This is a genomic window from Kitasatospora sp. NPDC058478 (assembly GCF_042720345.1).
Classification (GTDB): Bacteria; Actinomycetota; Actinomycetes; order Streptomycetales; family Streptomycetaceae; genus Kitasatospora.
Genome location: NZ_JBHXML010000011.1, coordinates 69486 through 95982 on the forward strand (window position 1 = coordinate 69486; position 26497 = coordinate 95982).

The 26497-nt window shown below is 74.3% G+C and carries 19 protein-coding genes; 14 read left to right on the forward strand and 5 right to left on the reverse strand.

The genetic code is table 11. The features are described from left to right. Positions 1 to 125 precede the first annotated feature (125 nt). The 3 genes from ACFWPT_RS08740 to ACFWPT_RS08750 all read left to right on the forward strand — a co-directional run bounded on the left by ACFWPT_RS08740 (position 126) and on the right by ACFWPT_RS08750 (position 3935). On the forward strand, positions 126 to 1148 hold the full coding sequence (locus ACFWPT_RS08740; RefSeq protein WP_063349345.1) for a carbohydrate ABC transporter permease: 1023 nt from the start codon (positions 126 to 128) through the stop codon (positions 1146 to 1148). Next, on the forward strand, positions 1145 to 2092 hold the full coding sequence (locus ACFWPT_RS08745) for a carbohydrate ABC transporter permease (RefSeq protein ID WP_380480641.1): 948 nt from the start codon (positions 1145 to 1147) through the stop codon (positions 2090 to 2092). The genes ACFWPT_RS08740 and ACFWPT_RS08745 overlap by 4 nt, the downstream gene beginning before the upstream one ends. A gap of 325 nt (positions 2093 to 2417) precedes the next feature. After that, positions 2418 to 3935 (forward strand): DUF4153 domain-containing protein, encoded by a 1518-nt coding sequence (locus tag ACFWPT_RS08750; protein WP_380480643.1) that lies wholly within the window; start codon positions 2418 to 2420, stop codon positions 3933 to 3935. A 155-nt stretch (positions 3936 to 4090) separates the two neighbouring features. Here the strand turns inward: ACFWPT_RS08750 and ACFWPT_RS08755 are convergent, their stop codons facing one another. Then, complete coding sequence (locus tag ACFWPT_RS08755; RefSeq protein WP_380380371.1) at positions 4091 to 5638, reverse strand: MFS transporter; 1548 nt, start codon at positions 5636 to 5638, stop codon at positions 4091 to 4093. A 366-nt stretch (positions 5639 to 6004) separates the two neighbouring features. Between ACFWPT_RS08755 and ACFWPT_RS08760 the strand changes: the two genes are divergently transcribed. The 3 genes from ACFWPT_RS08760 (at position 6005) to ACFWPT_RS08770 (ending at position 8259) form a co-directional block, all read left to right on the forward strand. Next, positions 6005 to 6556 (forward strand): TetR/AcrR family transcriptional regulator, encoded by a 552-nt coding sequence (locus tag ACFWPT_RS08760; protein ID WP_380380373.1) that lies wholly within the window; start codon positions 6005 to 6007, stop codon positions 6554 to 6556. A 227-nt stretch (positions 6557 to 6783) separates the two neighbouring features. Beyond that, positions 6784 to 7482, forward strand: coding sequence for a ribonuclease HII (locus ACFWPT_RS08765; RefSeq protein WP_380380375.1), 699 nt, complete (start codon positions 6784 to 6786; stop codon positions 7480 to 7482). A 99-nt stretch (positions 7483 to 7581) separates the two neighbouring features. Further along, the gene (locus ACFWPT_RS08770; protein WP_380480645.1) at positions 7582 to 8259 is read left to right on the forward strand and encodes a hypothetical protein; all 678 of its coding nucleotides are present in this window, start codon (positions 7582 to 7584) and stop codon (positions 8257 to 8259) included. A 232-nt stretch (positions 8260 to 8491) separates the two neighbouring features. Here ACFWPT_RS08770 and ACFWPT_RS08775 read toward each other — a convergent pair whose 3' ends face one another. Further along, positions 8492 to 9130: a hypothetical protein gene (locus ACFWPT_RS08775; RefSeq protein ID WP_380380383.1), complete on the reverse strand. Its 639-nt coding sequence runs from the start codon at positions 9128 to 9130 to the stop codon at positions 8492 to 8494. Positions 9131 to 9549: 419 nt separating this feature from the next. Continuing rightward, positions 9550 to 11745: a RecQ family ATP-dependent DNA helicase gene (locus ACFWPT_RS08780; RefSeq protein WP_380480647.1), complete on the reverse strand. Its 2196-nt coding sequence runs from the start codon at positions 11743 to 11745 to the stop codon at positions 9550 to 9552. Positions 11746 to 11973: 228 nt separating this feature from the next. On the opposite strand from ACFWPT_RS08780, the gene ACFWPT_RS08785 reads away from it, so the two are divergent. Next, positions 11974 to 13551 (forward strand): DUF4192 domain-containing protein, encoded by a 1578-nt coding sequence (locus ACFWPT_RS08785; protein ID WP_380480649.1) that lies wholly within the window; start codon positions 11974 to 11976, stop codon positions 13549 to 13551. Between the two features lie 61 nt (positions 13552 to 13612). Here ACFWPT_RS08785 and ACFWPT_RS08790 read toward each other — a convergent pair whose 3' ends face one another. Next, positions 13613 to 14926 carry an alpha/beta fold hydrolase gene (locus ACFWPT_RS08790; protein WP_380480651.1) on the reverse strand — a complete coding sequence of 438 codons (1314 nt, stop codon included), beginning with the start codon at positions 14924 to 14926 and terminating at the stop codon, positions 13613 to 13615. A 765-nt stretch (positions 14927 to 15691) separates the two neighbouring features. On the opposite strand from ACFWPT_RS08790, the gene ACFWPT_RS08795 reads away from it, so the two are divergent. From ACFWPT_RS08795 to ACFWPT_RS08825, 7 genes are all read left to right on the forward strand, one after another. Then, entirely contained in the window at positions 15692 to 17815 is a 2124-nt protein-coding gene (locus ACFWPT_RS08795) for a glycogen debranching N-terminal domain-containing protein (RefSeq protein WP_380480691.1), read from the forward strand. A 106-nt stretch (positions 17816 to 17921) separates the two neighbouring features. Beyond that, on the forward strand, positions 17922 to 18680 hold the full coding sequence (locus ACFWPT_RS08800) for an NUDIX domain-containing protein (RefSeq protein ID WP_380336359.1): 759 nt from the start codon (positions 17922 to 17924) through the stop codon (positions 18678 to 18680). A gap of 241 nt (positions 18681 to 18921) precedes the next feature. After that, entirely contained in the window at positions 18922 to 20397 is a 1476-nt protein-coding gene (locus ACFWPT_RS08805; RefSeq protein ID WP_380480654.1) for an ATP-binding cassette domain-containing protein, read from the forward strand. A 3-nt stretch (positions 20398 to 20400) separates the two neighbouring features. Continuing rightward, positions 20401 to 21324 carry a hypothetical protein gene (locus tag ACFWPT_RS08810; protein ID WP_380375612.1) on the forward strand — a complete coding sequence of 308 codons (924 nt, stop codon included), beginning with the start codon at positions 20401 to 20403 and terminating at the stop codon, positions 21322 to 21324. Positions 21325 to 21442: 118 nt separating this feature from the next. Continuing rightward, on the forward strand, positions 21443 to 22375 hold the full coding sequence (locus ACFWPT_RS08815) for a FadR/GntR family transcriptional regulator (protein WP_063349357.1): 933 nt from the start codon (positions 21443 to 21445) through the stop codon (positions 22373 to 22375). A 448-nt stretch (positions 22376 to 22823) separates the two neighbouring features. Next, positions 22824 to 24467 (forward strand): RNA polymerase sigma factor, encoded by a 1644-nt coding sequence (locus ACFWPT_RS08820; protein ID WP_380480656.1) that lies wholly within the window; start codon positions 22824 to 22826, stop codon positions 24465 to 24467. Between the two features lie 300 nt (positions 24468 to 24767). Then, positions 24768 to 25571 carry a S1 family peptidase gene (locus ACFWPT_RS08825; RefSeq protein ID WP_380480693.1) on the forward strand — a complete coding sequence of 268 codons (804 nt, stop codon included), beginning with the start codon at positions 24768 to 24770 and terminating at the stop codon, positions 25569 to 25571. Positions 25572 to 25763: 192 nt separating this feature from the next. Here ACFWPT_RS08825 and ACFWPT_RS08830 read toward each other — a convergent pair whose 3' ends face one another. Then, on the reverse strand, positions 25764 to 25997 hold the full coding sequence (locus ACFWPT_RS08830) for a hypothetical protein (RefSeq protein ID WP_063349359.1): 234 nt from the start codon (positions 25995 to 25997) through the stop codon (positions 25764 to 25766). Positions 25998 to 26497 lie beyond the last annotated feature (500 nt).

Here is a 26497-nt window from a genome sequence, read left to right on the forward strand (position 1 = left end):
GGCCCGGGGCCGCCCGCGCCGCCCCCGCGGCGCGCGGCCGATACGACTCCCCCGTCGGGCGTGCTCGGGCCCCACCCACCCGCACCGCCCGCCCCTTCCCACCAGAACAGGAGGGACGCACCGTCATGTCCGTACCCGGAACCCCTTCACCGGTCACCGCGCTCGCCACCGGCTCCTGGGGCGACGCGGCGGTCAAGTTCGGCAACAGCCTCGGCGCCGTCGCGGGCTTCCTCGGCATCCTGCTGCTGGTCTTCTTCGCCGCGGGCCGGGCCCGGGGCCGGCTCTCCCGCCCGCTGTCGGTGGTGGTGTTCCTCGGCCCGGCCGCGGTGCTGCTGCTGGTGGGCCTGGTCGTGCCGCTGATCCGCACGGTCTATCTGAGCCTGCAGAACGCCGACGGCAGCGGCTTCGTCGGCGGCGAGAACTTCGGCTGGGCGTTCACCACCGACTCGGTGCAGAAGGTGCTGGTCAACACGCTGCTCTGGCTGGTGGTCGCGCCGTTGGCGGCGACCGGCCTGGGCCTGGTGCTGGCGCTGCTGGTGGACCGGATGCGCGGCCAGGCGGTGTACAAGTCGCTGATCTTCATGCCGATGGCGATCTCGCTGGTCGGCGCCTCGATCATCTTCAAGTTCGTCTACGAGTCGCGTGGACCGGGCCAGTCGCAGATCGGCCTGCTGAGCCAACTCGCCATCGCGGTGGGCTGGGACGATCCGCCGAACTGGATGCTCTCGCAGCCGTTGAACACCTTCCTGCTGATGGCGGTGATGGTCTGGGTGCAGACGGGCTTCGCGCTGGTGGTGCTGTCGGCGGCGATCAAGGCGATCCCCGACGAGGTCACCGAGGCGGCCCGGCTGGACGGTGCGCAGGGGGTGCGGCTGTTCTGGTACGTCACGGTGCCGATGATCCGCACCACGGTGGTGGTGGTGCTGACCACCATCATGATCATCACGCTGAAGGCCTTCGACATCGTCCGCACCATGACCGGCGGCAACTTCGGCACCCAGGTGCTGGCCAACGAGATGTACTCGCAGTCCTTCGTGCAGTTCAACACCGGGCGGGGCAGCGCCCTCGCGGTGATCCTCTTCCTCGCGGTGCTGCCGTTGGTGGCCTACAACATCGTCCAGCTGCGGAAGGAGCGTGCGGTCCGATGAGCGCACCGCACGACAGGCCGGCCCGCGCGATGAGCGCGCCGCACGGCAGCCCGGTCCGGAAGGCCTTCAGCAGCCCGCTGGCCTCGGTCTTCGTGATCGCGGTGACCGTCCTGTGGACGATCCCGACGGTGGGCCTGCTGGTGACCTCGCTGCGCCCCAAGCAGGACGTGACGGCGAACGGCTGGTGGAACGCCTTCCTCCACCCGGACCTGGGCCTGGGCAACTACCACACGGTGCTGTTCGAGGGCGGCTCCGGCGTCTCCACCGGGCTGATGCCGTTCCTGGTGAACTCGCTGGCGATCAGCGTCCCGGCCACCCTGTTCCCGCTGGTGCTGGCGGCGATGGCGGCGTACGGGCTGGCCTGGGTGCGGTTCCGGGGGAGCGACACGGTGTTCTTCGTGGTGTTCGCGCTCCAGGTGGTGCCGATCCAGATGGCGCTGATCCCGCTGCTGCGCCTCTTCTCCGGCGGCGCGCACCTGGGCTCGCTGACGCTGATCCCGGCGGTGGACCTGAAGGGCAGCTACGCACCGGTGTGGCTGGCGCACACCATGTTCGCGCTGCCGCTGGCGGTGTTCCTGCTGCACAACTTCATCGCCCAGCTGCCGCGGGACCTGATGGAGGCGGCGGTGGTGGACGGGGCCTCGCACTTCAAGATCTTCCGTTCGATCGTGCTGCCGCTGTGCACCCCGGCGCTGGCCTCGTTCGCGATCTTCCAGTTCCTGTGGGTCTGGAACGACCTGCTGGTCGCGTTGACCTTCGCGGGCGGCACGCCGGAGGTGGCGCCGATGACGGTCCGGCTGGCGCAGCTGTCCGGGTCCTTCGGCGGGCGGTGGGAGCTGCTGACGGCCGGGGCGTTCCTGTCGATCGTCGTCCCGCTGATCGTCTTCTTCAGCTTGCAGCGGTACTTCGTCCGGGGCCTGCTGGCCGGGTCGGTGAAGGGGTAGCGGAGGGGTGGTGGAGGGGGTCCGGGAGAGGTGCGGGAGGGCTCCGGGAGCGGTGGCGGGAAGGCGGGCCGAGGTTTCTGAACTTGTTCAGAACTGAGTTTTGAACCTGTTCAGAATGGTCTACAGTCGGCTGCAGCCGCGGCGCCGAGCGCGCCCGACGGCGGACTGCCCCAAGGGCGGCTTCCGCATGCCCGCCGACCACCGAGGGGGACTCATGTCCGGCCCGTCCACGCCTGCCCTGGCCGACCTGCCACCCGAGCCCGGAGCCGCGACACATGGGCCCGCGACGCTCGGACCCGGACCTGGCCCTCATCGGGGATCCGGCATGCCCGTGCCGCCGCACCGCGGGTGGCTACTCCCGAGCGACCCCGAGCGCAGGGCGGCCGCCACGCCCCGGGCCCTCCTCCTGGCACTGCTCACCGGCCTGCTGACAGCCTGGCTGCTGTTCGACGGCGTGGGCGTCAACCTGCTGATCTGCGCCGGCGCCACCGCTGCCGCGTCCGGTCTCGCCGCCCGGTCGGCGGGCCGCCGGATCCGGCCCTGGACGGTGGTGTGGAGCCTGCTCGCCGTCGCCCTGCTCGCCGTTCCAGCGCTCTGGGAGGCGGGCTGGCCGGTGTCGCTGTCCATCGGGTGCGCGCTCGGCCTGGCCTCGCTCGCGCTGCACGGCGGCCGCCGCTGGGCGGGCGTCCTGCTCCCCCTGCCCGCCGTCCTCTGGCAGCTGCCGCCCGGCGTGCTCTGGCTGAGGGACGGGCTGCGCGGCCGGAGCCTGCCCTACCGGGGCCGCATCGTCCCGGTGCTCAAGGCACTCGCGGTCGCCGCCGTCCTGTTGACCGTCTTCGGTCTGCTGTTCGCCGGTGCGGACGCCGCCATGGCGGACCTGCTGGGCAGCCTCAGCCCCAGCCTCGACCTCCGCGGGCTCCCGCTGCGCGCGGTGCTGTTCGCACTGGGGGCGTTCACCGCCCTGGGCTTCGCCCACATCGCGGCCGGGCCCCGCCGCTGGGACCGTACGGTCGTCCGGCCGGGCCGGGCCCGCCGCCGGCTGGAGTGGGCGCTGCCGCTGGTCGCGCTCAACCTGATGTTCGGCGCCTTCGCGGTGATCCAGGCCCTGGTGGTGCTCGGCGGCGCCGACGCCGTCCTGCGCAACACCGGGATGAGCCGCTCCGAGTACGCCCGGCAGGGTTTCTGGCAGCTGAGCGTGATCACCGCGCTCACCCTGGTCGTGGTGGCGGTCGCCAAGCGATGGGCCCCGCGCAGCACGCCCGCCGACCGCCGGGTGGCGCGGATCCTGCTCGGGGCGCTCTGCGTGCTCGCCCTGGTCGTGGTCGCCTCGGCGCTCGGCCGGATGTGGTTCTACGTCGACGCCTCCGGCCTGACCAGGCTGCGGCTCTGGGTGCTGGTGGTCGAGGGCTGGCTCGGCGTCGTCCTGCTGCTGCTGATCACCGCCGGGCTGACCCGCTCGGCGGGCTGGCTGCCCCGCGTCGTCGTCCTCAGCGGCATGCTCACGGCGGCGGTGTACGGGCTGATGGGCCCGGACGCGATCATCGCCGAGCAGAACGTCGCCCGCTTCGAGCGGACCTCCCGGATCGACCTGCGAAACGTCCGCGACCTTTCGCCGGACGCCGCCCCCGCCCTGGATCGGCTCCCCGCCGTCCAGCGGACCTGCGCGCTGCAGCTGATCCGCGCCGGGCTGGAGAACCACCCCAGGCAGGCCTGGTACGCCACCAGTGCCTCCGCGGCCCGGGCCCGGGAGATCCTGGCGCAACGGCCGTTGGTGGACCAGTTGGAGGAGGGGCGCACCTCCTGCGAGCGGGCCGGGATGAGGTACCAGGACCTCTGGCCCTGACGCCCGGGCCTGACGTCCGGGCCTGCCTCGGAGTCGGGGGCGGAGTCGGGGCGGGAGCCGGGCGGTGCGCTGCCGGGAAACGCGGCCGGGCCGGCCGGGAGCGTGCTGCTCCCGGTCGGCCCGGTGTGGTGTGGTGCGGTGTGCCCTGGTCGGGCTCAGTGCATCGCGACGCCGGAGGCCCCGCTCGGCAGGTCGCTGGCCTTGGCCTTGATCACGAAGACCGAGACCACCAGCGCCAGCCCGGCGAGCACGGCACCCACGATGAAGCCGTGCGAAATCCCCTGGGTGAGGACGGAGTTGGCGGCGTCGGTGCCCTTCGGGAACTCGTGGTGCTGCTGGAGGTAGGCCAGCTGGTCCGGAGTGGCCGACTGGAGGAACTTCGGCTGCTGGAGCTTGCCCTCGGCGGTGGCGTAGTGCGCGAAGACCGTGGTCAGGATCGAGAGGCCGAGCGAACCGCCGATCTGCTGCATGGAGTTCAGCAGGCCGGATGCGGCGCCGGTCTCCTGGCCGGGGACGCCCGCGACCGCGAGCAGCATCACCGGGACGAAGATCAGGCCCATGCCGAAGCCGAAGATGACCGTGGGGCCGAGCACCCCGTCCAGGTAGCCGCTGTCCTTGCTCATCTGGGTCAGCCAGGTGAGGCCGACGGTGACCAGCAGGGCGCCGCCCGCCATGAACGGCTTCGGGCCGTACTTGGCCTGGAGGCTGGAGGCGAGCTGCGCGGCGATGATGATCGACACGCTGATCGGCAGGAAGGACACGCCGGCCTTCAGCGGGCTGTAACCGAGCGGGCCCTGCACGAAGAGCGTGATGTAGAAGAAGATGCCGAACATGGCCGCGGCCAGGCAGAGCATCATCACCAGGCCGCCGGTGCGGTTGCGGTTGGCGAGCAGGTGCAGCGGGGTGATCGGCTGGTCGGTGCGGTTCTCGATCACGACGAACGCGGCGAGCAGCAGCACGCCGCCCGCGAAGGAGCCGAGCGTGATGCTGTCCGACCAGCCGTCCGAGGCGGCGCGGATGAACCCGTAGACCAGGCCGACCAGGCCGAGTGTCGAGGTGAGTGCGCCCGGCAGGTCGAAGCGGCCCGCGTGGCGCTCGGACTCGGCGATGTAGCGCGGTGCGGCGAGCGCGATCAGCGCCGCGATCGGCACGTTGACGAAGAAGACCCAGCGCCAGTCCAGGTACTCGGTGAGCAGACCGCCGGCCAGCAGGCCGATCGCGGCACCGGAACCGGCCACCGCCGAGAAGACGCCGAACGCCTTGTTGCGTTCCGGCCCTTCCTTGAAGTTGGTGGCGATCAGGGCGAATGCCGTCGGTGAGCAGATCGCGCCGCCGATGCCCTGGAGCGCGCGGGCGGCCAGCAGCATCCCGCCGTCCTGGGCGAAGCCGCCCAGCAGGGAGGCGAAGCCGAACAGCAGGGTCCCGAAGATGAACACCCGGCGGCGGCCGAGGATGTCGCCCGCGCGCCCGCCGAGCAGCAGCAGCCCGCCGAAGGTCAGCGTGTAGGCGTTGATGACCCACGACAGGTTGGTGGTCGAGAAGTTCAGCGCGTCCCTGATCTGCGGCAACGCGATGTTCACGATGGTGGCGTCGAGCACCACCATCAACTGCGTGGCCGCGATGACGGTCAGGGTGATGCCCTTGCCCCGGCCCTGGCTGCTCTGTGGTGGTGAGTTCTTGCTGATCGTGTCGGAGATAGCCACGATTGTGCCCCCTGCTGGCTATGTGCCTGGCTGCGTGCTTCGTACGCTGCGGACCGACTGGTCCGGCGTGAGCCCACGGTCTGGCGCGGGCTAGGAAGGAACGGGATCGTTCACTAATGTGGACGATATCCTGGGCCTGATTGTGAACGCAAGCGTTCCCTAAGGATGGTGGCGATGGATCGGTTGGTGCGGCGCCTGACGGCGGACCGGGCGACCGGTCGGGCGGGCGCCCGACCGCTTGAGGCGGCGGACGCGCCCCCGTCACCCGCGGCGCCACCGGGAGCGGCGCCCGAGCCGGCGGCTCACTGCCCGATGCGGGTCGCCCGCGAGGCCCTCACACGGCCGGTGCGGCGCCGGGGGAAGGAGTTGGAGAACGCGATCTTCGAGGCCACGATCGACCAGCTCACCTCCGGCGGATACGCGCGGCTGACGATGGAAGGCGTCGCCGGCGCGGCGCGGACCGGGAAGGCCGCGCTCTACCGGCGCTGGGCGTCCAAGGACGAACTGGTCATCGACGCGCTGGACGCCACTCTCCCACGCCCCTACGACACCCCCGACCTCGGGTCCGCCGATCTCGAATTGCGGCAGCTCATCGAGGTGTTCATGGGCGCGATGAACTCCCCGACGGGCGCCGCGATCCAGACGCTGATGGGCGAGATCGACCATGAACGGGCCGAGGTGTTCAAGGACTTCATCGGCCAGCGGGTGATCGAGCCGACCAAGGAGACCATCCTGGCGATCCTGCGCCGCGGCGCCGACCGCGGCGACGTCCGGCCCGGCGCGGCCACCGCACTGGTCGCGGACGTCGTCCCGGCGATGCTGCTCTACCAGGTGAAGATCTGCGGCCGGGAGAACATGGGGCCGGACTTCGGGGCCCGGCTGATGGACGAGGTGCTGTACCCGCTGATCCGCGCCTGAGGACGGCTGCGGCCGCGGCTCCGCGGGTGGGGCTGCCGGCCGGTTGGCGCCGACGGTTGGCGCCGAGCGGTTCGGGCGGGCTGCCGGGGTGAGCGGTTCGGGCGGGCGGCCTGGTGGGCGGGCCGGTGGGCGGGCCGCCGGCGGTCGGCCCGGGCGGCTGGGCGGAGGGGCTTAGGCTGGATGCTGCCCAGCTGAACGGGCTGCTCCTTCGCCGAACGGAACTCGCGATGCCCATCGTCCCGCCGACGCACTCCGTCGAGCGCTCGCTCCGCCGGGCCGGCGCCAAGATCGTCGTCGGCCTGGACGAGGTCGGGCGCGGCGCCTGGGCCGGCCCGGTCACCGTGGGCGCGGCCGTCACCGGTCTGCGCAAGGCCCCGGAGGGGCTGACCGACTCCAAGCTGCTCACCGAACTGCGCCGCCGCGCGCTCGCCCCGGTCCTCGCCGACTGGGTCACCGCCTACGCGCTCGGCCATGCCTCGCCGCAGGAGTGCGACGAACTCGGCATGACGGCGGCGCTGCGGCTGGCCGCCGTCCGCGCGCTGGAGGCGCTGCCGGTCGAGCCCGACGCGGTGATCCTGGACGGCAAGCACGACTACCTGGGCGGCCCCTGGCAGGTGCGCACGGTGATCAAGGGCGACCAGTCCTGCATCTGCGTCTCCGCCGCCTCGGTGCTCGCCAAGGTCCACCGCGACGGGCTGATGGCCGAACTCGGCGAGGAATGCCCGGAATACGGCTTCGCGGACAACGCCGGCTACCCGTCCCCGGTGCACCGTGCCGCGCTGGAGGAGTTCGGCCCCACCGGGCATCACCGGCTCTCCTGGGCATACCTGGACGGGCTGCCGAAGTGGCGGCACCTGAAGCGCGTCCGTGACGTCGCGGGTGCGGTCGAAGGCTCCGCCGACGAACAGTTGACGCTCGGTTTCTGATGGTCCGTCTGGAATTGCCTGGGTGGGGCGGTGGGTGTGCGGTGCCCAATGGGTGGGGTGCGCGTGCGTGTTCGAGCGGCATTTGATAGATATCCGGGTATGCCTGTCTTCCCCGAGGAGTCGGAGATTCACGAGAGCCTCCCGGGCCCCGGCGTTCCCTTCCCCCGCGAGTCGGACGCACAAGCCCTCCGCGCGCCTGCCAACGGCGGCGCTTCTTCCACCGCACCCACCACCGTCGCCGCCGTTCCGGTGCCCGGCCCCCGTCCGGCACCGCCGCGCCCGACACCCCCGCGCGCCGACCGCTCCGGTCCGCCGCGACTGATCCCCAAGCCCCCGCCGGCGCAGCGCCGTTCGGGCGGCGCCGAACCGCAGGTCGAGATCCAGCGCGTCGCCGCCACCCCGGCGCAGGCGCTGGAACACGCGGACGACGCGGTCGACCGACTGCTGGACGCCGGCCGCAACCCGGGCGACATCCTGGTGCTGACGGTCGGCGAGGCGCACCCCTGGCAACAGCACGAACTCTCCTTCGGCGAGGAGCGCTACTGGGCGCAGCTCGCCGAGGGCGGGGACGTGTTCTACGCGGACGTCGCGCTGACCCGCCCGGTGCGCCGGGAGGTGGTCGTCCTGGTGGTCAACGGTGGGACGGCCGCCCGGGCCGCCGAGGCCCACGCCAAGGCGCTCGGCCACACGGCCGCGCTGCTCGTGGTCTGCGGTGACGCCGGCCCGGTCGCCACCGGGGCGGCCGGAACCGCGCCCGGCCGTTCGATCAGGGCCTGACCACGACCGAGCCACCCCGGGCCCGGCGCCGCACGGTGCCGGGCCCGGGGGCCGTCGTACCCCGGTGCGGCGAGGGCGTACGGTCCGGGGCGCGGGCTGATCCGTGGCCGGGCCCGGGCCCGCCCGTGCCTGGTCTTGGTGTCGGCTGTCGGGCCTTCGGGTCGGCCCCGGCTGCGGCGTCGTCCGCGACCGTGACGTCGTCTGTGGTCGCGACCCGTCGGTGTCGGCGGGGTCAGCGGGTGCCGGTGCGCCGGGCGGGCTGGACGGCGGCGCCCCGAGCCGGGGGCCACGGGTGCTCGGACTGCCGGGCGTGCTGGGCCCGTTCGGCCGCCTGGTGCCGGGCGCGCTGGCCGCGCGGGGCGTCCAGCGCCGAGCGCGGCGGCAGTTCCGTGACGGTGTGCACCACCCCGTCCGCCCACGAGCCCGCGTGCGGATCGCGTCCGCTCCGGCCGTCCCCGAGGACGTGCCAGCCCGCCGGGGTGAGCCCGATGTACGAGCCGCAGCGCAGCCCGTGCAGGACGGCCGCGTCCCGCAGCGCCCACATCCAGGCGCCGTCCTGCTCGGTCCAGCCGGGTGCGCCCTCGCGGCAGCGCAACAGCACGGCCGTGCGGGTCGGTTCGGCCAGCCGCAGGTCGTGCGGGGTGACCTGGCGCAGGTGCGTGAGCAGGGCGTTGCGGTGCTGCCAGCCGTCGGTGTCGTGTGGCCAGGGCGTGAACGAGGCCGAGGCGGACACGTGGTGCAGCGCGTTGAGGACGGCGATCACGACCGTGCCCGGCTGGGGCAGGTGGCGCTGGTGCAGCTCCACGACGAACTCGCGCGGGTCGCGCAGCAACGGGATCCCCGAGGCGGTCCAGGTCTCCAGGTCCAGCAGCCGTCTGGGCGCCGAACTCCGGGCGAGGGGATGCTGACCTCGGCCGATACCGTTGATCACGATCCTCCTTCCTGACCCACTGGCACGCGGGTACGTGGGTACGCCGAAGGCCGGGTCCAGCGGACAGGGTTTCGGGTACGCGCCAATTCTCGCGGTATCCGGGGTGGAGCGGCAACGATGAAACGATGAACGCCACCCGAAAGCCCACGTTCCGCCGGATATGTTCCACCGCGCTCCGAGCGTCGTTCGGGCGGCGTTGGACCTTGATCCAGACCGTGTGCGGGGTCCGGTGAACCGCCATCGGCACGGTGACCACTCCTTTCCCCGCTCCGGCGTCCCGCGTGTTCGCGAGGGGGCTGCTTTCTCCCTTCGTTAGGCCATTCGAGTGATGGGTGGAATGGCGGCCCACTGCCGCCCGGTCACCCCTGCACGGCCAGCACCAGGGGCAACACCGCGCTCGCCCCGGCACGGCGCAGCAGCCTGGCGGCCACGGTGACCGTCCAGCCCGAGTCGACGAGGTCGTCCACCAGCAGCACCGGCCCGCCGGCCTCGGCCACCGCCTGCGCCACCTCCGGCGGCAGCGTCAGCGCGCCGGCCAGCGAGTGCAGTCGCTGGGCGCTGTTGCTGCGCGCGCCGTGCGGGGGCCGGCCGTCGACGTACTCGATCCGGCCGAGCAGCGGCAGCCGGCCGATCTCGGCGATCCGCGCACCGAGGCTGCCCACCAGCTGGGGGTGGGTCGAGGAGGCCATGGCCACCACGCCGACCGGCCGCTCCAGCCGGGTGCCGTCCGCCGTCGCGGGCCCGGCCCAGCCGCCGGGGCCGCGGGCCCAGTCGGCGAGCACCGCGACCAGGGCGTCCACGGCCTCGCCGGGGACCGGTACGTCCGGGGCCTGGTCGGCCAGCAGGGCGCGCAGCCGGTTGCCCCAGCCGATGTCGGACAGCCGGCCGAGCGCCCGCCCGTTCTCGGCCTGCTCGCCCGCCGGGATCCGGCCCTTGAGGGGCACGCCGAGGGAGTCCATCCCGGTGGGCCAGAGCCGGCGCGGCTCGAAGCTGATGCCCGGGCGGCCGAGGGCGGCCCGGGCCGCGTCCAGCGCCTCGGCGGAGACCTCGGCGGTGTGCAGCGGCCCCGCGCAGTTGTCGCACCGGCCGCACGGACGGGCCTGCTCGTCGTCCAGCTGGCGCCGCAGGAACTCCATCCGGCAGCCGGTGGTCGCCGCGTACTCGCGCATCGCCCGCTGTTCGGCCTCGCGGGAGGCCGCGACCTTGGCGTACCGGGCGGTGTCGTACGCCCAGCTCTGCCCGGTGGCCGTCCAGCCGCCCTTGACCCGGCGGACGGCGCCGTCCACGTCGAGCACCTTGAGCATGGTCTCCAGCCGGGTGCGGCGCAGGTCCACCCGGGGCTCCAGCGCGGCGGTGGACAGCGGGCGGCCGGCCTCGGCCAGCGCGTCGATGGTGCGGCGCACCTGCTCCTCCGGCGGGAAGGCCAGCGAGGCGAAGTAGCGCCAGATCGCCTCGTCCTCGCGCCCGGGCAGCAGCAGCACCTCGGCCCGGTCGACGCCGCGCCCGGCCCGGCCGACCTGCTGGTAGTAGGCGATCGGCGAGCTGGGCGAGCCGAGGTGCACCACGAAGCCCAGGTCGGGCTTGTCGAAGCCCATGCCCAGTGCGGAGGTGGCGACCAGCGCCTTGACCCGGTTGGCCAGCAGGTCGGCCTCGGCGGTGCGGCGCTCGGCGTCCTCGGTGCGGCCGGAGTAGGAGGCGACCGGGAAGCCCCGCTCGCGCAGGAAGGCCGTCACCTCCTCGGTGGCAGCCACCGTCAGGGTGTAGACGATGCCCGAGCCCGGCAGCCGGTCGAGGTGGTCGGCGAGCCAGGCCAGCCGGTGCGCCGGGTCGGGCAGGGCCAGCACGCCCAGGGTGAGGCTCTCCCGGTCGAGCGGCCCGCGCAGCACCAGGGCGTGCTCGTCGGTGCTGCCGGTGCCGAGCTGTTCGGCGACGTCCGCGGTGACCCGGGCGTTGGCGGTGGCGGTGGTGGCCAGCACCGGGACGCCGGGCGGGAGCTCGGCGAGCATCGTGCGCAGCCGGCGGTAGTCGGGGCGGAAGTCGTGGCCCCAGTCCGAGATGCAGTGGGCCTCGTCGACCACGAGCAGGCCGGTGGAGGCGGCGAGCTTGGGCAGCACCTGGTCGCGGAAGTCGGGGTTGTTCAGCCGCTCGGGGCTGACCAGCAGGACGTCGACCTTCCCGGCGGAGACCTCGGCCTGGATCTCGTCCCACTCGTCGGTGTTGGCCGAGTTGATGGTCCGGGCGTGGATGCCGGCCCGGGCCGCCGACTCGACCTGGTTGCGCATCAGGGCGAGCAGCGGGGAGACGATCACCGTCGGCCCGGCGCCCCGGGCCCGGAGCAGGGCGGTGGAGATGAAGTAGACCGCGGACTTCCCCCAGCCGGTGCGCTGCACGACCAGGGCGCGGCGGTGGTCGACCACGAGGGCCTCGATGGCCGTCCACTGGTCCTCGCGCAGGACGGCGCCGGGCCCGGCGAGCTCGCGCAGGACGGCCTCGGCCCGCGCCCGGACCTCGGCGCGGTCGGCGGTGGCGGTGGTGTGGTTCTCGGGCTGCTGCATGGCGTCCATGTAACCCCGAGCCGCTGACATGAGGCGAATGCCGTGGCTGCGGAGAGGTGGAGGCCGGATGTATTTCATCAGCTCCTCAGCTGAACGGCCGCCGACTAATCCCCCGGGGGAGTGGGCGCGGTGTGCTCCGAATGAGGGAAGCGGAAAACGAGGGCGGAGTTATCCACAGGAAAAGAGAAAAATCCGGTGCGTCTCTCGGATTGCGTCACGCTTCCGGTCATGAACGCCGCGGACAACCGGAGCGTCATGAACAACGGGAGCGTCATGAACAACGAGCGCGTCACCCTGTCCCTCGGACCGTCCTCCGGCCACCGGCCGGTCACCATGCGCGGTCCGGCCGACATGGCCGAGCTGCTGCCCTACCTCCTGGGGTTCTACCCCGACGACAGCATCGTCGCGGTCGGCCTCCAGGGCCCCGACCTGCACCAGGGCGGAGTGATTCGGGCGGACATCCCGGAGTCGCCCGAGCAGTGGCCGGCCGCGGCGGAGGAGACGGCCGCCCTGCTGGTCGCCCTCTCCGAGCGGCACGGCGAGCGGCCCGTCCAAGTGCTCCTCTACCTCTGCCAGGATCCGACCACGGCGCACGCCCCTCCGGCGGTGGACGGCCTGCGGCCGCTGGCGGACGACCTCCGGGCGGCCTTCGGGCGCAGGGGCGTGGCCGTCAAGGAGTCGCTCTGCGTCTCGGACGGCCGCTGGTGGTCCTTCCTCTGCCGCCGCGCCGGGTGCTGCGATCCGGCGGGCAACCCGATCCGCCGTGCCCCCGGCCCGGGCCCGGCGGCCGCCGCTGCGGCCTTCGCCGGCCTCGCGCCGCGTGGCAGCCGGAAGGCGATCATCGGCGGGCTGGCCCCGATCGGCTCGCTGGGGGCGGACGCCCAGCGTGCGGCGCTCGCCCGGGCCGAGGCGGCCCAGACCGCCAACGGTGCTGACGGCGCTGGGGGCTCCGGGGGCACGGCCGTCCAGGAGCAGGGCGCCAGCCTGCTCGACCAGGCCTTCGCCGAGTTCGCGGCCGGGGCCCGGGAGCTCGACGAGGAGCGGGCGGCCCGGCTACTGGTCGCCCTGCGGGACCGCCTCACCCGGGATCGCGGCGTCGAGTACACCCGGCCCGCCGAGCTCGCGCCCGCCGAGCGGCTCTGGCGCTTCCTCGCCCGGCGCGCCGTGCCGCCCTACGAGGGCTGCGCGGTGGCCCCGCTCACCCTGCTGGCCTGGGCCTCCTGGGTGGCGGGGGACACCGCGACGGCCCGCGTCGTGCTGGGCCACGTCCTCCGGCTCGACCCGTCCTACCTGCTGGCCGAGCTGCTGTACGAGTCGTTGAACGACGGTATGACGCCCGACGCGCTGCTCGCGGCGGTCGAGGCGCAGCGTCGGCGGCGCGAGGCGGGTGGGCCCGTGCCGGCGCCCGCCGGCGAACAGGGGCCGGTACCCACCGAGGGCCCGGGTGGTGACCAGGCGGGCCGCGGTGGGCCGTCGGGGCTGCCCGGGCCGGCGGGGGCCTCACGCCGCCGCCGGACGGCCCGCCGGAAGGCTGCGAAGGCGGCTCAGGCCACAGCGGCGGCGGCCGAGCGCGGCCCGGTCGGCCCGGGCGGCCCGGGCGAGCCGACGCCGCGTCCGGACGGTCCGGGCCCGCTCGCCCTGCTGCCGGCGCCCGGGTGCGCTCCGGTGCCCCGGCAGCGGTCCGCCCGGGGTCTGCGGCTCGGTCGGGCGGCGGTGTCCCGGGCCGCCGCCGCACCGTCGGCCGCCGGGCGCCACCGGTGCCGTGGCGTCCGTCGGGCGGCGAGGGGAGCCCACCATGCGCGCTGACCTCGCCGGGCGTCCGCCAGGGGCCGCCCGGAGCCTCGCCGCCCGGCCCGGGCGGGCTTCGCTAGGCCTCGCCGTGCGCCAGCTTGATCAGGCGGTCGAGCACTTTGCCGCCGCTCGCCCGAAGGCCGTCGTGCTCCCACTCGTTGGTGATCCAGGGCCGCAGACCGCGCACCGCGCGGGCGGTCGCCAGCGAGTCGGCGGTGTCCACGTACATGTCGTCGTGGTAGACCGCCGCCACGACGGGGACGGTGTTGGCGGCCAGCCGCGCCGGGTCGTACAGGTCGGGCCAGTCGGTGCGGGCGGCCAGCAGGTCCGCGGTCTCCTTCAGCGGGCGCAGCGCCGGGTCGGTGTCGAACATCCAGGGGTAGATCATCTCCCCGGTGAACAGCACCGGTGCGCCGGAGTCCAGCGAGGCCCGGGCGTCGAACTGCGGAAACTCCTTGCGGACCCGCTCGGCCGACCAGGCGGTGCCGCCCTGGTCCACCGAGCGCTGGCCGTAGATCGACTCGTGCAGCACGGCGTACAGCGGTCCCTCCGCGAAGGAGAGCTTGGCCTGGGCACCGGCCAGGAAGGTGTCGGACAGCTCGGGGCCGGCCGCGCCGTCCACCCAGGCCTCCTCCAGCAGGTAGTGCAGGGTGCCGGAGCCGCTGCCGCCGCCGAGCATCAGCCCGAGGGCCTGGAACGCCTCGACGGTCAGCAGTCCGCCGTCGGGCAGCGTCGCGGGGGCGGCGGCGAGGTGCGCGGCGATCCGCCGTACCGCCTCGACGTCCTGCGGGAACCTGGCGTAGTGGTCCTCGTTCTTGTGGACCACCCGCGGGTAGGCGGCGCGGTAGACGTCGTCCGCCGAACTGCCGAGGCCGGACAGGCCGCCGGTGATGAAGGCCTCGGCCAGGCCCTCGGGGGCGAAGGAGAGGTAGGTGAGGGTGCAGAAGCCGCCGAAGCTCTGGCCGAGCACGCTCCAGCGCCGGTCCGCGCCGAGCAGCTGGTGGCGGATCAGCTCGGCGTCCCGCACGATCGAGTCCGCGCGGAAGTGCGCCAGGTAGTCCGCCTGCTCTTGGGCGCCGCCGTGCCGGGCGAGGGTCTGCCGGGTCGCGGGCGTGGAGCGACCGGTGCCGCGCTGGTCGAGCAGGAGTACCCGGTAGTCGTCGAGGGCGCGTTCCAGCCAGGCGTCGCGGCCGAGCGGGCGGGCGGCCTTGCCGCCGGGGCCGCCCTGGAGGAAGACCAGCCAGGGCAGGTCGGCCTGCTCGCGGCCGGTGGCCACCACCTCGCGGGCGTACACCTCGATCTGCTCGCCCTGCGGGTCGGCGTGGTCGAGGGGGGCCTGGAAGACGTGGTCGGTCGTAACAATCCCGGGCAGCCGGCTGACGGTGGACATGCAACTCCTCGGTCTCTGCTGGTCACAGCGGTCAGGTCGCGGCTCACGGGGTCACCGGGTGCGGGCGCCGCGACCCCCGCACCGTATCCTGACCGCGGTCGGGCACCGGTTCGACGGCCACCGCCCACTCGGCCAGGCATACGATGCCGGGCCGGGGCGGGTTGCACGGCAGGCCGCAGGCCCGGACGCAGCCGCCGCCACCCGGCGGCGAGACCGCGCCGCCCTGGTGGCAGCCCGGTGACGGCCCGACCGTGACGGCTCGACGGCTGCGGCACGACCGCCCGGCGGGCCGGGCTCGACGGGCCGCACCCGTCGCCGGGCGTGACCTGGAGGCGGTGCGCGGCGTTCACCCCGGGGGGCCGGCGACCGGCCGACGCCCGTCGGGCGGCAGGTTCCGGGCGGACCGCCGGCCGAGCGGGGTGGCCACGGCGCCGGGGCACCGGAGCGTGCGGGGCCCGCTCGGGTCACCAGGCCCGGCTGTTGCCGCGGCCCACGGGCCGGGCGCCACCGGCGGGCCGGGCCACCGGACCTGACGACGCGCCGGGCGCCGCGTCGGGCCCGACGCGAAGGCGCGGCGCGCCGGTACCCGCCTGGTGCCGCGCACCGCATGGCACGGCCCGGCACCGGGTACGGCCAGACACGGCACACCCGCCGACGGGGCACCCCGCCGGCCCGGCACCATCAGCACGCGATCGAGCGTGCTCGCGGCCCACCGGCCTGACCAGGCCACCGGACCGCCGAGGGGAGGAGAGTCCGGTGACCGCCATGAGGCCACCACAGGCCATGCCGGCCGAGAGCGTGGTCGGCGCGCCGAGACCGGTCGGCCGCCCCGACCAGGTCCAGACGGCCGGACCGGCGGGGGCGTCCGTCGGCCCGAGTCGGCTCGCGGCCCCGCCAAGGCCGCAGCCCCCCGCCGTCCACCACGCGGTGCTCTGTGTCAACGCCCCCGCGATGGCCGCCTCCGGACCGGACGGTCAGCTGCGCGGCCACGGCCTGCACGGCTTCTACCGCAACGGCGTCCGGGTGCTCGCCCGGATGGAGCTGCGTCTGGGCGGCATGGAGCCGCTGCCGCTCCAGGGCGCCCTGACCAGCACCGCGCAGGCCCGCTTCCTCGGCGCCGTCCGGCTCCCCGGCGACCTCGACCCGGACCCGGCGCTCACCGTCGAGCGGCTGCGCCACGCGGACGGAGTGGAGACCGTCATCGTGCGCAACACCGGCGGCCGGCCCGCCCGGCTGCCGATGGAGATCGCCCTCGGCACCGACCTCGGCCCGGTCGCCGAGATCGCCGCCGGGCACCGCCCGGCCGACCTGCCGGGCCAGGTGCAGTCCGCCGGGCTGCGCTGGGCCGGCCCGGCGCACAGCGCGGTGGTCAGCGCCAAGCCCTCCCCGCACGCGGTGCTGGCCGGGGCCGGGGTGCTCCGGTGGGACTTGGAGGTGCAACCCGGCGCCCGCTGGTCGGTCGAGCTGCGCGCCGAACTGGAGAGCACCGCCCCCGGCCCGCGGCCGCCCGGCGGGCGGGGCACGGGCGTGCCGCTGCCCTGGGCCGAACCGGAGGTCCGCAGCGACGACGCCCGGGCCGCCCTGCTGGTCACCCGCTCCCTGGACGCCCTCGGCGGGCTGCTGTTCGCCGACCCGGACCGCCCGACCGACCTCTACCCGGCCTCCGGAGCGCCCTGGCGCTTCGGCCTCGCCCCGGCCGACGCGCTCTGGGCCGCCCGGCTCACCCTGCCGCTCGGCACCCGGCTCGCCGTCGGCACCCTCCGGGCGCTGGCCCGCCGTCAGCAGCCCGCCGCCGCCCCGGGCCGCACCGAAGGCCTGCTGCCCGGTGCCCTCCGGCACGGCGGCCCCGAGCTGCCGCCCACCTGCACTGCCACCGAGGCCACCCTGCTGTTCGTCACCGTGCTGGCCGAGGCCTGGCGCTGGGGCCTGCCCCGCGCGGAGACCGCCGACCTGCTCCCGGCCGCCGAGCGGGCCCTGGCCGCCCTTCGCGAGGGCCTGGTCGACGGCTTCGTCACCGACCTCAGCCGTCCGGCGGAGGACCGCACCGCCCACCCGGTGGCCGCCCGGGCCGAGGTCCAGGCGCAGGCCCACCGCGCCGCCCTGCACGGCGCCGAACTGCTGGAGGCCTTCGGCCGCCCCGGCGCCGAGGAGTGGCGCGGCTGGGCCGCCGAACTGCGCGGGCGCTTCCGCGAGCGGTTCTGGATCGACGACCTCTCCGGCGGCCGCCCCGCCGCCGCGCTGGCCCCGGGCGGCCAGCCACTGCCGGCCGTCGCCTCCTGCCTGGTGCACCTGCTGGACACCGGGCTCGCCGCCGACGGCGGCCGGCACGAGAGCCTGCTGGACCGGGAACAGACCCGGCTGCTGGCCCAGCGCCTGGCCGCGCCGGAGCTGGACAGCGGCTGGGGCCTGCGCACGCTCAGCGCCAAGTCCCCCCGCTTCAACCCGCTGGGCCACCGCGGCGGCGCGGTGCGGGTCCACGAGACCGCGCTGGCGATCGCCGGGCTGGCCGAAGCCGGCCACGAGAACGAGGCCGGCGCCCTGCTGGAGGGCCTGCTCGCCGCGGCCGCCCACTACGAGGGGCGGCTGCCCGAGATGTACGCGGGGGAGCAGCGCACCCCTGGCTGCCCGCCGGTGCCGCACCCGGCCGCCTGCCGCCCGGCGGCGGTCTCGGCGGCCGGCGCCGCGCACGCGGTGTTCGCGCTCGCGGGGGTCCGCCCCGACGTGCCGGGTGGCCGGGTGCTGGTCCGCCCGGCCAGCACCGCTCCGCTCGGCGAGCTGGAGCTGACCGGCCTGCGGGTCGCGGGCGAGCCCTTCTCGGTCCGGGTGAGCCGGATCGGCGTGGCGATGGTCGAGGAGGCCTCTGCGGAGCTGCAACTGGTCGCCCGCTGACACCCCTGCCCGGGCCCGCCCGGTTCCGGCGACACCTCAGGCGGGCCGGGCGCGGTCCGTGTACGGGCCTGTGCTTATCGTCAGAGAGACGACTATGATCGTCGCCATGTCGCGCTACGATCCGTCGGCCTTCCCCCCGTTCGCTGTCACGGTTGACCTGGTGGTGCTGACGGTGCGCGACCACGCGCTCTGCGCCCTGCTGGTCAGACGCGGCGAGCCGCCGTTCCAGGGGTACTGGGCACTGCCCGGCGGCTTCGTCCGCCCGGACGAGGGCCTGGCCGAGGCCGCCTCCCGGGAGCTGGCGGAGGAGACCGGCCTGCGCGCGCACTCAGCCCCCGGCCACGAGGCGGTCGGCTCCGGCGCGGCCGGTGCCCACCTGGAGCAGCTCGCCACCTACGGCCACCCGCAGCGCGATCCCCGGATGCGGGTGGTCAGCGTCGCCTACCTGGTCCTCGCCCCCGACCTGCCGACCCCCCGGGCCGGCGGCGACGCCAGCAGCGCCCGCTGGGCCCCGGTCGGCGAACTGCTCGGCCAGAGCCCGGTCGACGGAGTCCCGCTCGCCTTCGACCACGGGCTGATCCTCGCCGACGGCGTGGAACGCGCCCGTTCCAAGATCGAGTACTCCTCCCTCGCCACCGCCTTCTGCCCCACCGAGTTCACCGTCGGCGAGCTCCGCCGGGTCTACGAGGCGGTCTGGGGCGTGGTCCTGGACCCGCGGAACTTCCACCGCAAGGTCACCGGCACCCCCGGCTTCCTGCTGCCCTCCGGCGGCACGACGACCCGTCAGGGGGGCCGTCCTGCCCAGCTGTTCACCGCGGGCGGCGCGACCGTCCTCAACCCGCCCATGCTGCGCCCGGAGTCCTGACCCGGCCCCGGCCCGCCGCCCCGGCCCGCCGCCGACTCCCCCTGGCCCGGGAATCGCAGGATCGGATTGTCCCCTGATCGGGTGAGGTGGGTGGCCGACGGGCCCGCGCCGCTCCCGTAATGCCCGGAATCTCCGCCACCGGCCCCTAATGTGCTGGCGCGGGGCCGTGCCGGCACGCGCCAACACACCAGGGGGCGCCCCGCGTCGGGCAGGTCGGCCGAGGGCATGGGAGCAGGCAGCGATGATCCAGATCACCGGACTGACCAAGGTCTACCGCAAGGGCGCGCCGCCCGCGGTGCTCGATCTGACCTTCGATGCCCGGCCCGGCATGGTGACCGTGCTGCTCGGCGCCGAGGGCGCGGGCAAGTCCACCGCGATGCGGCTGATGCTCGAACTCGAACGCGGCCAGGGCGTCACGCTCTTCGACGGCCGCACCTACCGCCGGCTGCGCCGCCCCGAGCGGGAGGTCGGCGTGCTGCTGCCCGGCCCCGGGCCGGGCGCGGCCGCCGTGGCGGGCCACCCGGGCCACCCGGGCCGCAAGGCGCACGGCCACCTGCGGATGCTGGCCGCGGCGGTCGGCGCCCCCGCACGGCGGGCCGACGAACTGCTGGAGCAGACCCGGCTGGCCGCCGTCGCCGGGCAGCGGCTGCGCAGCTTCTCGCCCGGCATGCACCGCCGGCTGGCCTTGGCCGCGGCCTTGCTCGGCGACCCCGGCACGCTACTGCTGGACGCGCCGACCGAGGGCCTGTCCCCGCGCAACGTCGAGTGGTTCCACTCCTTCCTGCGCTCGTTCGGCGTCGCCGGCGGGACGGTCCTGGTGACCACCCGCACCCCGCAGGAGGCCGCGCAGCTCGCCGACCGGGTCATCACGCTGGACCGCGGTCGGCTGGTGGCAGACCAGCCGGTGGCGGAGTTCCGCCGGACCAGGCTCAGCCCCGAAGTGGCCGTCCGCGGGCCGCAGATGGCGCGGCTGGCCGACCTGCTGGTCAGTCAGGGCGCCGAGGTGCGGCGGGACGGCGGCGCGGGCCTCGCGGTGGCGGGCATCGACCGTACCGAGATCGGTGAACTCGCCTATCGCCACGGCATCCTGCTGCACGAGCTGGCCGACCGGGTGGTCGAGCAGCCGGCGCCCCGGGCCGCCCTGCCGGTCGCGTCGGGCCGCTCCGGCCACCTCCGTGTCCAGTCCGGCCCCACCGCTGCCGAGCCGGGCCCCGAGTCCGGCCCCGAGCCCGCTCAGGAACCGGCCTCCGACGCCCCGGCCGTCACCGTCCCGCGCCACCGGGGCGCCCGTCGCCTGGAGGCCCGGCCGGCGGCCGCCCACCACCGGGACGAGGCGGCGCTGCCCACCCGCGCCCTGCCGGCCGCCTCGGCCGCGACCGCCCTGTCCGCGACCGCCCTCTCCACCCTCGGTGCCACCCCCCACCAGGCCGAGCCCGCCGAGCCCACTCCGACCGTCGCCGTGGAGCGGCTGTTCCGTGGTGGCCCCGGTGTCCCGGCCAGATCCGCGTCGGCCCTCGCCCCGACCTCCGTCCCCGTCCCCGCCCCCGCTGCCGGCGCCGGGGAGCCCGGGCCCGACCCGGCCAGGGGCCGCCGCGAGAGCGCCGCCGACCTGCTGACCGACGACACCGTCCGGCTCGGCCGCCCGGCCCAGGTCGCGCCCCCGGTCCCCGGCGGTCCCGTCAGCCCCGCCACCCCCGACGACCACCGGAGCGAGTGAACCGTGCGTGTTCTGGCCTACGAGCTGCGCCGCCTGCGCGGCCTGCGTTCCACCTGGCTGCTGCTCGCCGCCGTGCTGCTGTGCGACGCCGTCACGGCCGCCGTCCTGGCGAGCCAGGCCCCGGCCGGCCCGCTGGCCGCCCCGGCCGGGGTGCGGCTGCTGACCGCCGCCGTGCCGCTGATCCCGCTGCCGTTCGCCGCGTTCGGGGCCGGCGTGCTGGGCGCGCTCTCGTACGGGCACGAGGTGCGACACCCGGGGCTGCCGGCCTCCCGGGTGTCGTACCCGCGGCGGGTGCAGCTGCTGCTGGCCAAGCTGCTGGTGGTCGGTCCCGTCGCGGGGCTGTTGGCGCTGGCGACCCTGCTGCTCGACGCGGTGGCGGTGCAGCTGGCACTGCCGGGCGGGGTGACGGTGGCCGCCTGGGCGGAGCCCTCGGCCTTGTCGGACCAGGTGTCGCAGGCGCTGGCCGCCACCGGGCTGTCCGGCCTGGCAGACGTGCCGGGCCTGGCCGACCTGCCGGGCGTGTTCGCCCCGGTGGGGCTGGCGGCCGGCCACGGGGTGCCGGCGGCTCTGCTGGCCTTCGTCCTGCTGACCGTCGTGGCGGGCTGGACCGGGGTGCTGACGGCGTCGCTGACCCGCAGCGCCTCGGTCGGGGTGCTGCTGTTGTGCGCGCTGCCGCCGCTGCTGGAGTCCGGTGTGGCGCTGCTGCTGCGGGAGACCGGCAGGCCGTGGCCGACCCGTGCGGCCGAACTGCTGCCGTTCCAGTCCGGCGTCGAATGGGCCTACGGCTGGGTTTACCGCGGGGGGCACGAGGCGGCGGCCGGGAGTGCGGCGCTGACGGATCCGGCCCTGCTCGTGGCGGTGGCGGCGCCCGCGGCCGTCCTGCTGCTCGCGGCGTTCCTGGTGCAGGTCCGGCGGCGCGAGCTCTGACGCCGGGCGTCGAGGGGGTGGTCGCGCCGAAGAATCAAGATCGACCAGCAGTGACCGTAATGCGCGGTTCTTCCTGATAAGAAGTCAATTATCCAGTCGCGGTCGATCACCCTTTCGTGTGCTTTTCACGAGAATTCTCAAGCTGCGCCTGCCGATCGCCGACAAAGGAGCTGTGAGTACCCTTGCGCACCCCACCATGACCCCCGCCCGTTCCGCCGACGGACCCATCCACGGCCCCGGCGATCTGGACCGCTTCTCGTACGCCGACCGGCCGACTCCGCCGGCGCCCCGCTGGGAGGGCGCCGAGTCCGATCTCGCCCGGGTCGGCCGCAAGACCACCAGCAGCCGCGGTCGCGGTCTGCACGGCCAGCTGGTCCAGCAGCTCGGCCAGATGATCGTCTCCGGCGACCTCGGTGCCGACCGTCCGCTCGTGCCCGAGGAGATCGGCCAGCGGTTCGAGGTGTCCCGCACGGTCGTCCGCGAGTCGCTGCGCGTCCTGGAGGCCAAGGGCCTGGTCAGTGCCCGGCCGAACGTCGGCACCCGGGTCCGCCCGGTAGCCGACTGGAACCTGCTGGACCCGGACATCATCGAGTGGCGCGCCTTCGGCCCGCAGCGGGACGAGCAGCGCCGGGAGCTGTTCGAGCTCCGCTGGGCGATCGAGCCGCTGGCCGCCCGGCTCGCCGCCGGCCACGGCCGGGAGGACGTCCAGCAGCGGCTGGTCGAGCTGGTCGAGATCATGGGCCACGCCGCCGCCCAGGCCGACCTCTCCACCTACGCCCGGGCCGACGCCGAGTTGCACGGCCTGATCCTCCAGATGGCCGGCAACCGGATGCTGGAGCACCTGTCCGGGATCGTCGCCGGCGCGCTGCAGGTGTCGGGCGGCCCGGCTATCTCCTGCGAGCGCGCCTCCGAGTCCTCGGTCAGCCTGCACGCCCGGCTGGTGGACGCGCTGGGCACCGGCGACGGCACCGCGGGGGAGGCCGCGATGCGGGCGCTGCTCACCGTCCACCCCGAGATCGAGCCGTCCGTCCCCGCCCCTCGGGAGCACTGAGCGGGCTGTTCCGGTGAGCGGGCGCCCCGTCCGTCCTCCGTTCCTCCAGGGCCCTCCGGCCGCACCCGCGCGGCGCAGCCGGAGGGCTTCTGCACGTCGGCGGTCCGACCCGGACGCGTGATGCCCCGTCCATGACAACAGGTTTCGGCGCGGGTGAGCGATGATGGATTCCGGCCCCGTGGCCGTGGGTGCCGAGTGGTGTGACCCGCGACACGAAGGCCATGCGTAACACTTGACGAGTAGCAGCGATGTCTCCTGAGCGGGGGCAGCTCCGGAATACTTCAACATGTCACAATGCTGTGTTGGTCCGCGGCGCTGCTGCCGTCCTGCAAACCCAGTCCTCAAGCCCGAGTCGGTCGGAATCGACACCGCGCGTCCGACGCGCGATTTCCTTCCCCGCCCGCTCGGGCGGCCGGTACGGGTTCGAGTCCACTCATCGTCCGAGAGGTTGTTCGTGTCGGCCAGCACATCCCGTTCACTTCCCCCCGAGATCGCCGAGTCCGCAGCTCTGCTGGCGCTCATCGAGCGGGGCAAGGCCCAGGGGCAGATCGCCGGTGACGACGTGCGCCAGGCGTTCGAGGCGGACCAGATCCCGGTCACCAAGTGGAAGAACGTCATGCGCAGCCTCAACCAGGTGCTGATTGAGGAGGGGGTGGATCTCATGGTCAGCGCGGCCGAACCGGCCGGCGCCAAGCGCAAGAGCGTTGCTGCCAAGAGCCCCACCAAGCGCACCGCCACCAAGGCTGTCACCACCCGGAGCCCGTCCGCCTCCACGGCCCCGACCAAGCCGCCCGTGCGGATCGCGCCCGGTGCGCCCGTCGCGGCCCCGGCCGTCGCGGCCGCCACGGCGTCCGTCCCCACGGTGTCCGCCGGGATCACCTCGGAGACGACCGGTGTCGCCTCCGAGCTGAAGACGGTCGCGGCGAAGAAGGCGGCCCCGGCCAAGAAGGCCGCCGCCAAGAAGGCCGCCGCGCCGGCCAAGAAGACCGCCGCCAAGAAGACCGCCGCCAAGGCGGGCAAGGGCGACGAGGAGCTCGGTGGCGAGGAGGAGCTGCTCGAGGACGTCGCGCTGCCCGGCGACAAGGCCGGCGAGGAGGCGGAGCCCGAGGAGGAGTCGCAGGGCTTCGTGCTCTCCGACGACGACGAGGACGACGCGCCGGCCCAGCAGGTCGCCGTCGCCGGTGCCACCGCCGACCCGGTCAAGGACTACCTGAAGCAGATCGGCAAGGTCCCGCTGCTCAACGCCGAGCAGGAGGTCGAGCTCGCCAAGCGCATCGAGGCCGGCCTGTTCGCCGAGGACAAGCTCTCGGCCGCCGACAAGCTCGCCCCCAAGCTCAAGCGCGAGCTGGAGATCATCGCCGAGGACGGCCGCCGCGCCAAGAACCACCTGCTGGAGGCCAACCTCCGCCTGGTGGTCTCGCTGGCCAAGCGCTACACCGGCCGCGGCATGCTCTTCCTGGACCTGATCCAGGAGGGCAACCTCGGTCTGATCCGTGCGGTCGAGAAGTTCGACTACACCAAGGGCTACAAGTTCTCCACCTACGCCACCTGGTGGATCCGCCAGGCGATCACCCGCGCCATGGCCGACCAGGCCCGCACCATCCGCATCCCGGTGCACATGGTCGAGGTCATCAACAAGCTGGCCCGCGTCCAGCGCCAGATGCTCCAGGACCTGGGCCGCGAGCCCACCCCGGAGGAGCTGGCCAAGGAACTCGACATGACCCCCGAGAAGGTCATCGAGGTCCAGAAGTACGGCCGTGAGCCGATCTCGCTGCACACCCCGCTCGGCGAGGACGGCGACAGCGAGTTCGGTGACCTGATCGAGGACTCCGAGGCGGTCGTCCCGGCCGACGCGGTCTCCTTCACCCTGCTCCAGGAGCAGCTGCACTCGGTGCTGGACACCCTCTCCGAGCGCGAGGCCGGCGTGGTCTCGATGCGCTTCGGCCTGACGGACGGTCAGCCGAAGACGCTCGACGAGATCGGCAAGGTGTACGGGGTCACCCGTGAGCGCATCCGCCAGATCGAGTCGAAGACCATGTCGAAGCTGCGCCACCCGTCGCGTTCCCAGGTGCTGCGCGACTACCTGGACTGATCCGGCCGGTACGGTCGCAAGCGTGTGACGAAGGCCCGGAGCCCCACGGCTCCGGGCCTTCGCCGCTGTCCGGGCCCGGGCGGGTCAGCGTCCGGGTGGCCGTTGTCCCTCGTCCGGGTGGCGGTGCGGCGGGAAGCGGTCGCACCGCGTAGTCGATCACCTACGCTGTGGCGGTTGCCTGCTGCCGAGCCGACTGGAGTCACGGTGCTGCCCAACCCGGACCGCGCTGCCCTGCCGACCCCCGCCCCGCCCCCGGCGAGCCCGGCGGCCGCCCGTGCGGGCCGCCGCCGACGGGCCGCCGTGCTGGCGCTGCTGGCCGCCGTGCCCGTCCCGCTGCTCGCGCTCGGTGCGGCCGGTCCGGCCGGGGCGCAGCGCCGGGTGGTCGGCGGCACCGCCGAGACCACCGCCGACCACCCGTGGGTGGTGGCGCTGTCCAGCCGCCAGCAGTTCGGCAGCGGCCGCTCCGGCCAGTTCTGCGGGGGAGCGCTGGTCACGCCGACCAAGGTGGTGACGGCCGCGCACTGCTTCTACGACGAGTCCCGGGGTGCCAAGGTGGACCGGCCGGGGCTCAAGGCCGTCATCGGCCGGGACGACATGCGCAGCTCGGCCGGCCGCGAGGTGCCCGTGCGGTCGGTCTGGATCCACCCCGACTACTCCTTCACCGCCAACCTGAACGATGTCGCCGTGCTCACCCTCGCCGACCCCCAGGACTCCCGGCCGGTGATCGACCTGGTCGGCCAGGGCGAGACCGAGCCGTACGCGGCCGGGACCGCCGCGCGGGTCTTCGGCTGGGGCGACACCACCGGGCACGGCGACTACTCGCCCACGCTGCGCGGGGTGGAGGTGCCGGTCATCGCGGACCAGACCTGTGCGCAGGCCTACCCGGGCGGGCAGGACGGCAAGTTCGACGCCCGGGGCATGGTGTGCGCGGGCGAGGAGAAGGGCGGCAAGGACGCCTGCCAGGGCGACAGTGGAGGCCCGCTGGTCGTCGGCGGCCGACTGGTCGGCCTGGTCTCCTGGGGGACGGGTTGCGCCGAGGCGGCCCACCCGGGCGTCTACACCAGGGTGGCGTCCGTCGCGGACGCGGTGCGCTCGGTGCTGTGAGGGCCGCCCGGGCCGTTGCCGGTGGCCAACTGGTCACGTTCTGAAGCCACATCGCTGCGGAGCGTGTGGGTCTCCGGGAACAGCAGAGCCGGGCGACCGGCCCCGAGGGGACCTGTCGCCCGGCTCACCGGTCGCGCGTGGTGCGCGACCGGACACACAGCTCGACGCCGACTGCTGGTGTGGCGCCTTGGATCAGCGCTCTTCTTCGGCGGCCGTGGCGTTGGTGGTGCCGCTGAGACGGCCGCTCTCGTCCTGTATCTCCACGGCGATCTTCTTGAGCTCGGGCTCGAACTTCCGGCCGTGGTGGGCGCAGAAGAGCAGCTCTCCGCCGCTGGCGAGTACGACGCGCAGGTAGGCCTGGGCGCCGCAGCGGTCGCAGCGGTCAGCCGCGGTGAGCGGGCTCGCAGGTGTCAGAACAGTAGTCACGTCGCCTCTTCTCTAGCTCGACGAGCTGTCGTACCAGGGTCAACATCCAACCAGGCCGAAAACGTTCCCGCTCGTGGCTTTTCTTCTCTGAGGATTCTGCTGTGTTGATGAGGACGTGCCCCGGGGGCCGGTGGTTCATGCGTACCGAATCCCAGGATCCGCCCGTCCCTCGAACGCCCGATCGGGACCGGGTGCGAGGTCCGCGTAGCATAATCCTCTGCCGGGTTGGAGCATAAGCCCCGCCCCGAGCCCCGGTAGCCTGCATAACGGCAGTTCCGCAGCCTGTGCCAGGCCCCACGATCCGCCAGGACCGGTGGTACCGGGAGGAGATGGCGCCCCGGGGTCCGGATACCGGAGCGGTCCTTGTTCGCGCAGCGCGTACAAGCTGCGCGGGAGCGGCCCGCCGTGCTGTGCACCCAGCGGAGGGGTGCGAGCACACCGGGCGACGACTGTCGGTGCGGCGTGCTGCACTGGCGGATGGTCCGGATACGTCCGGATGT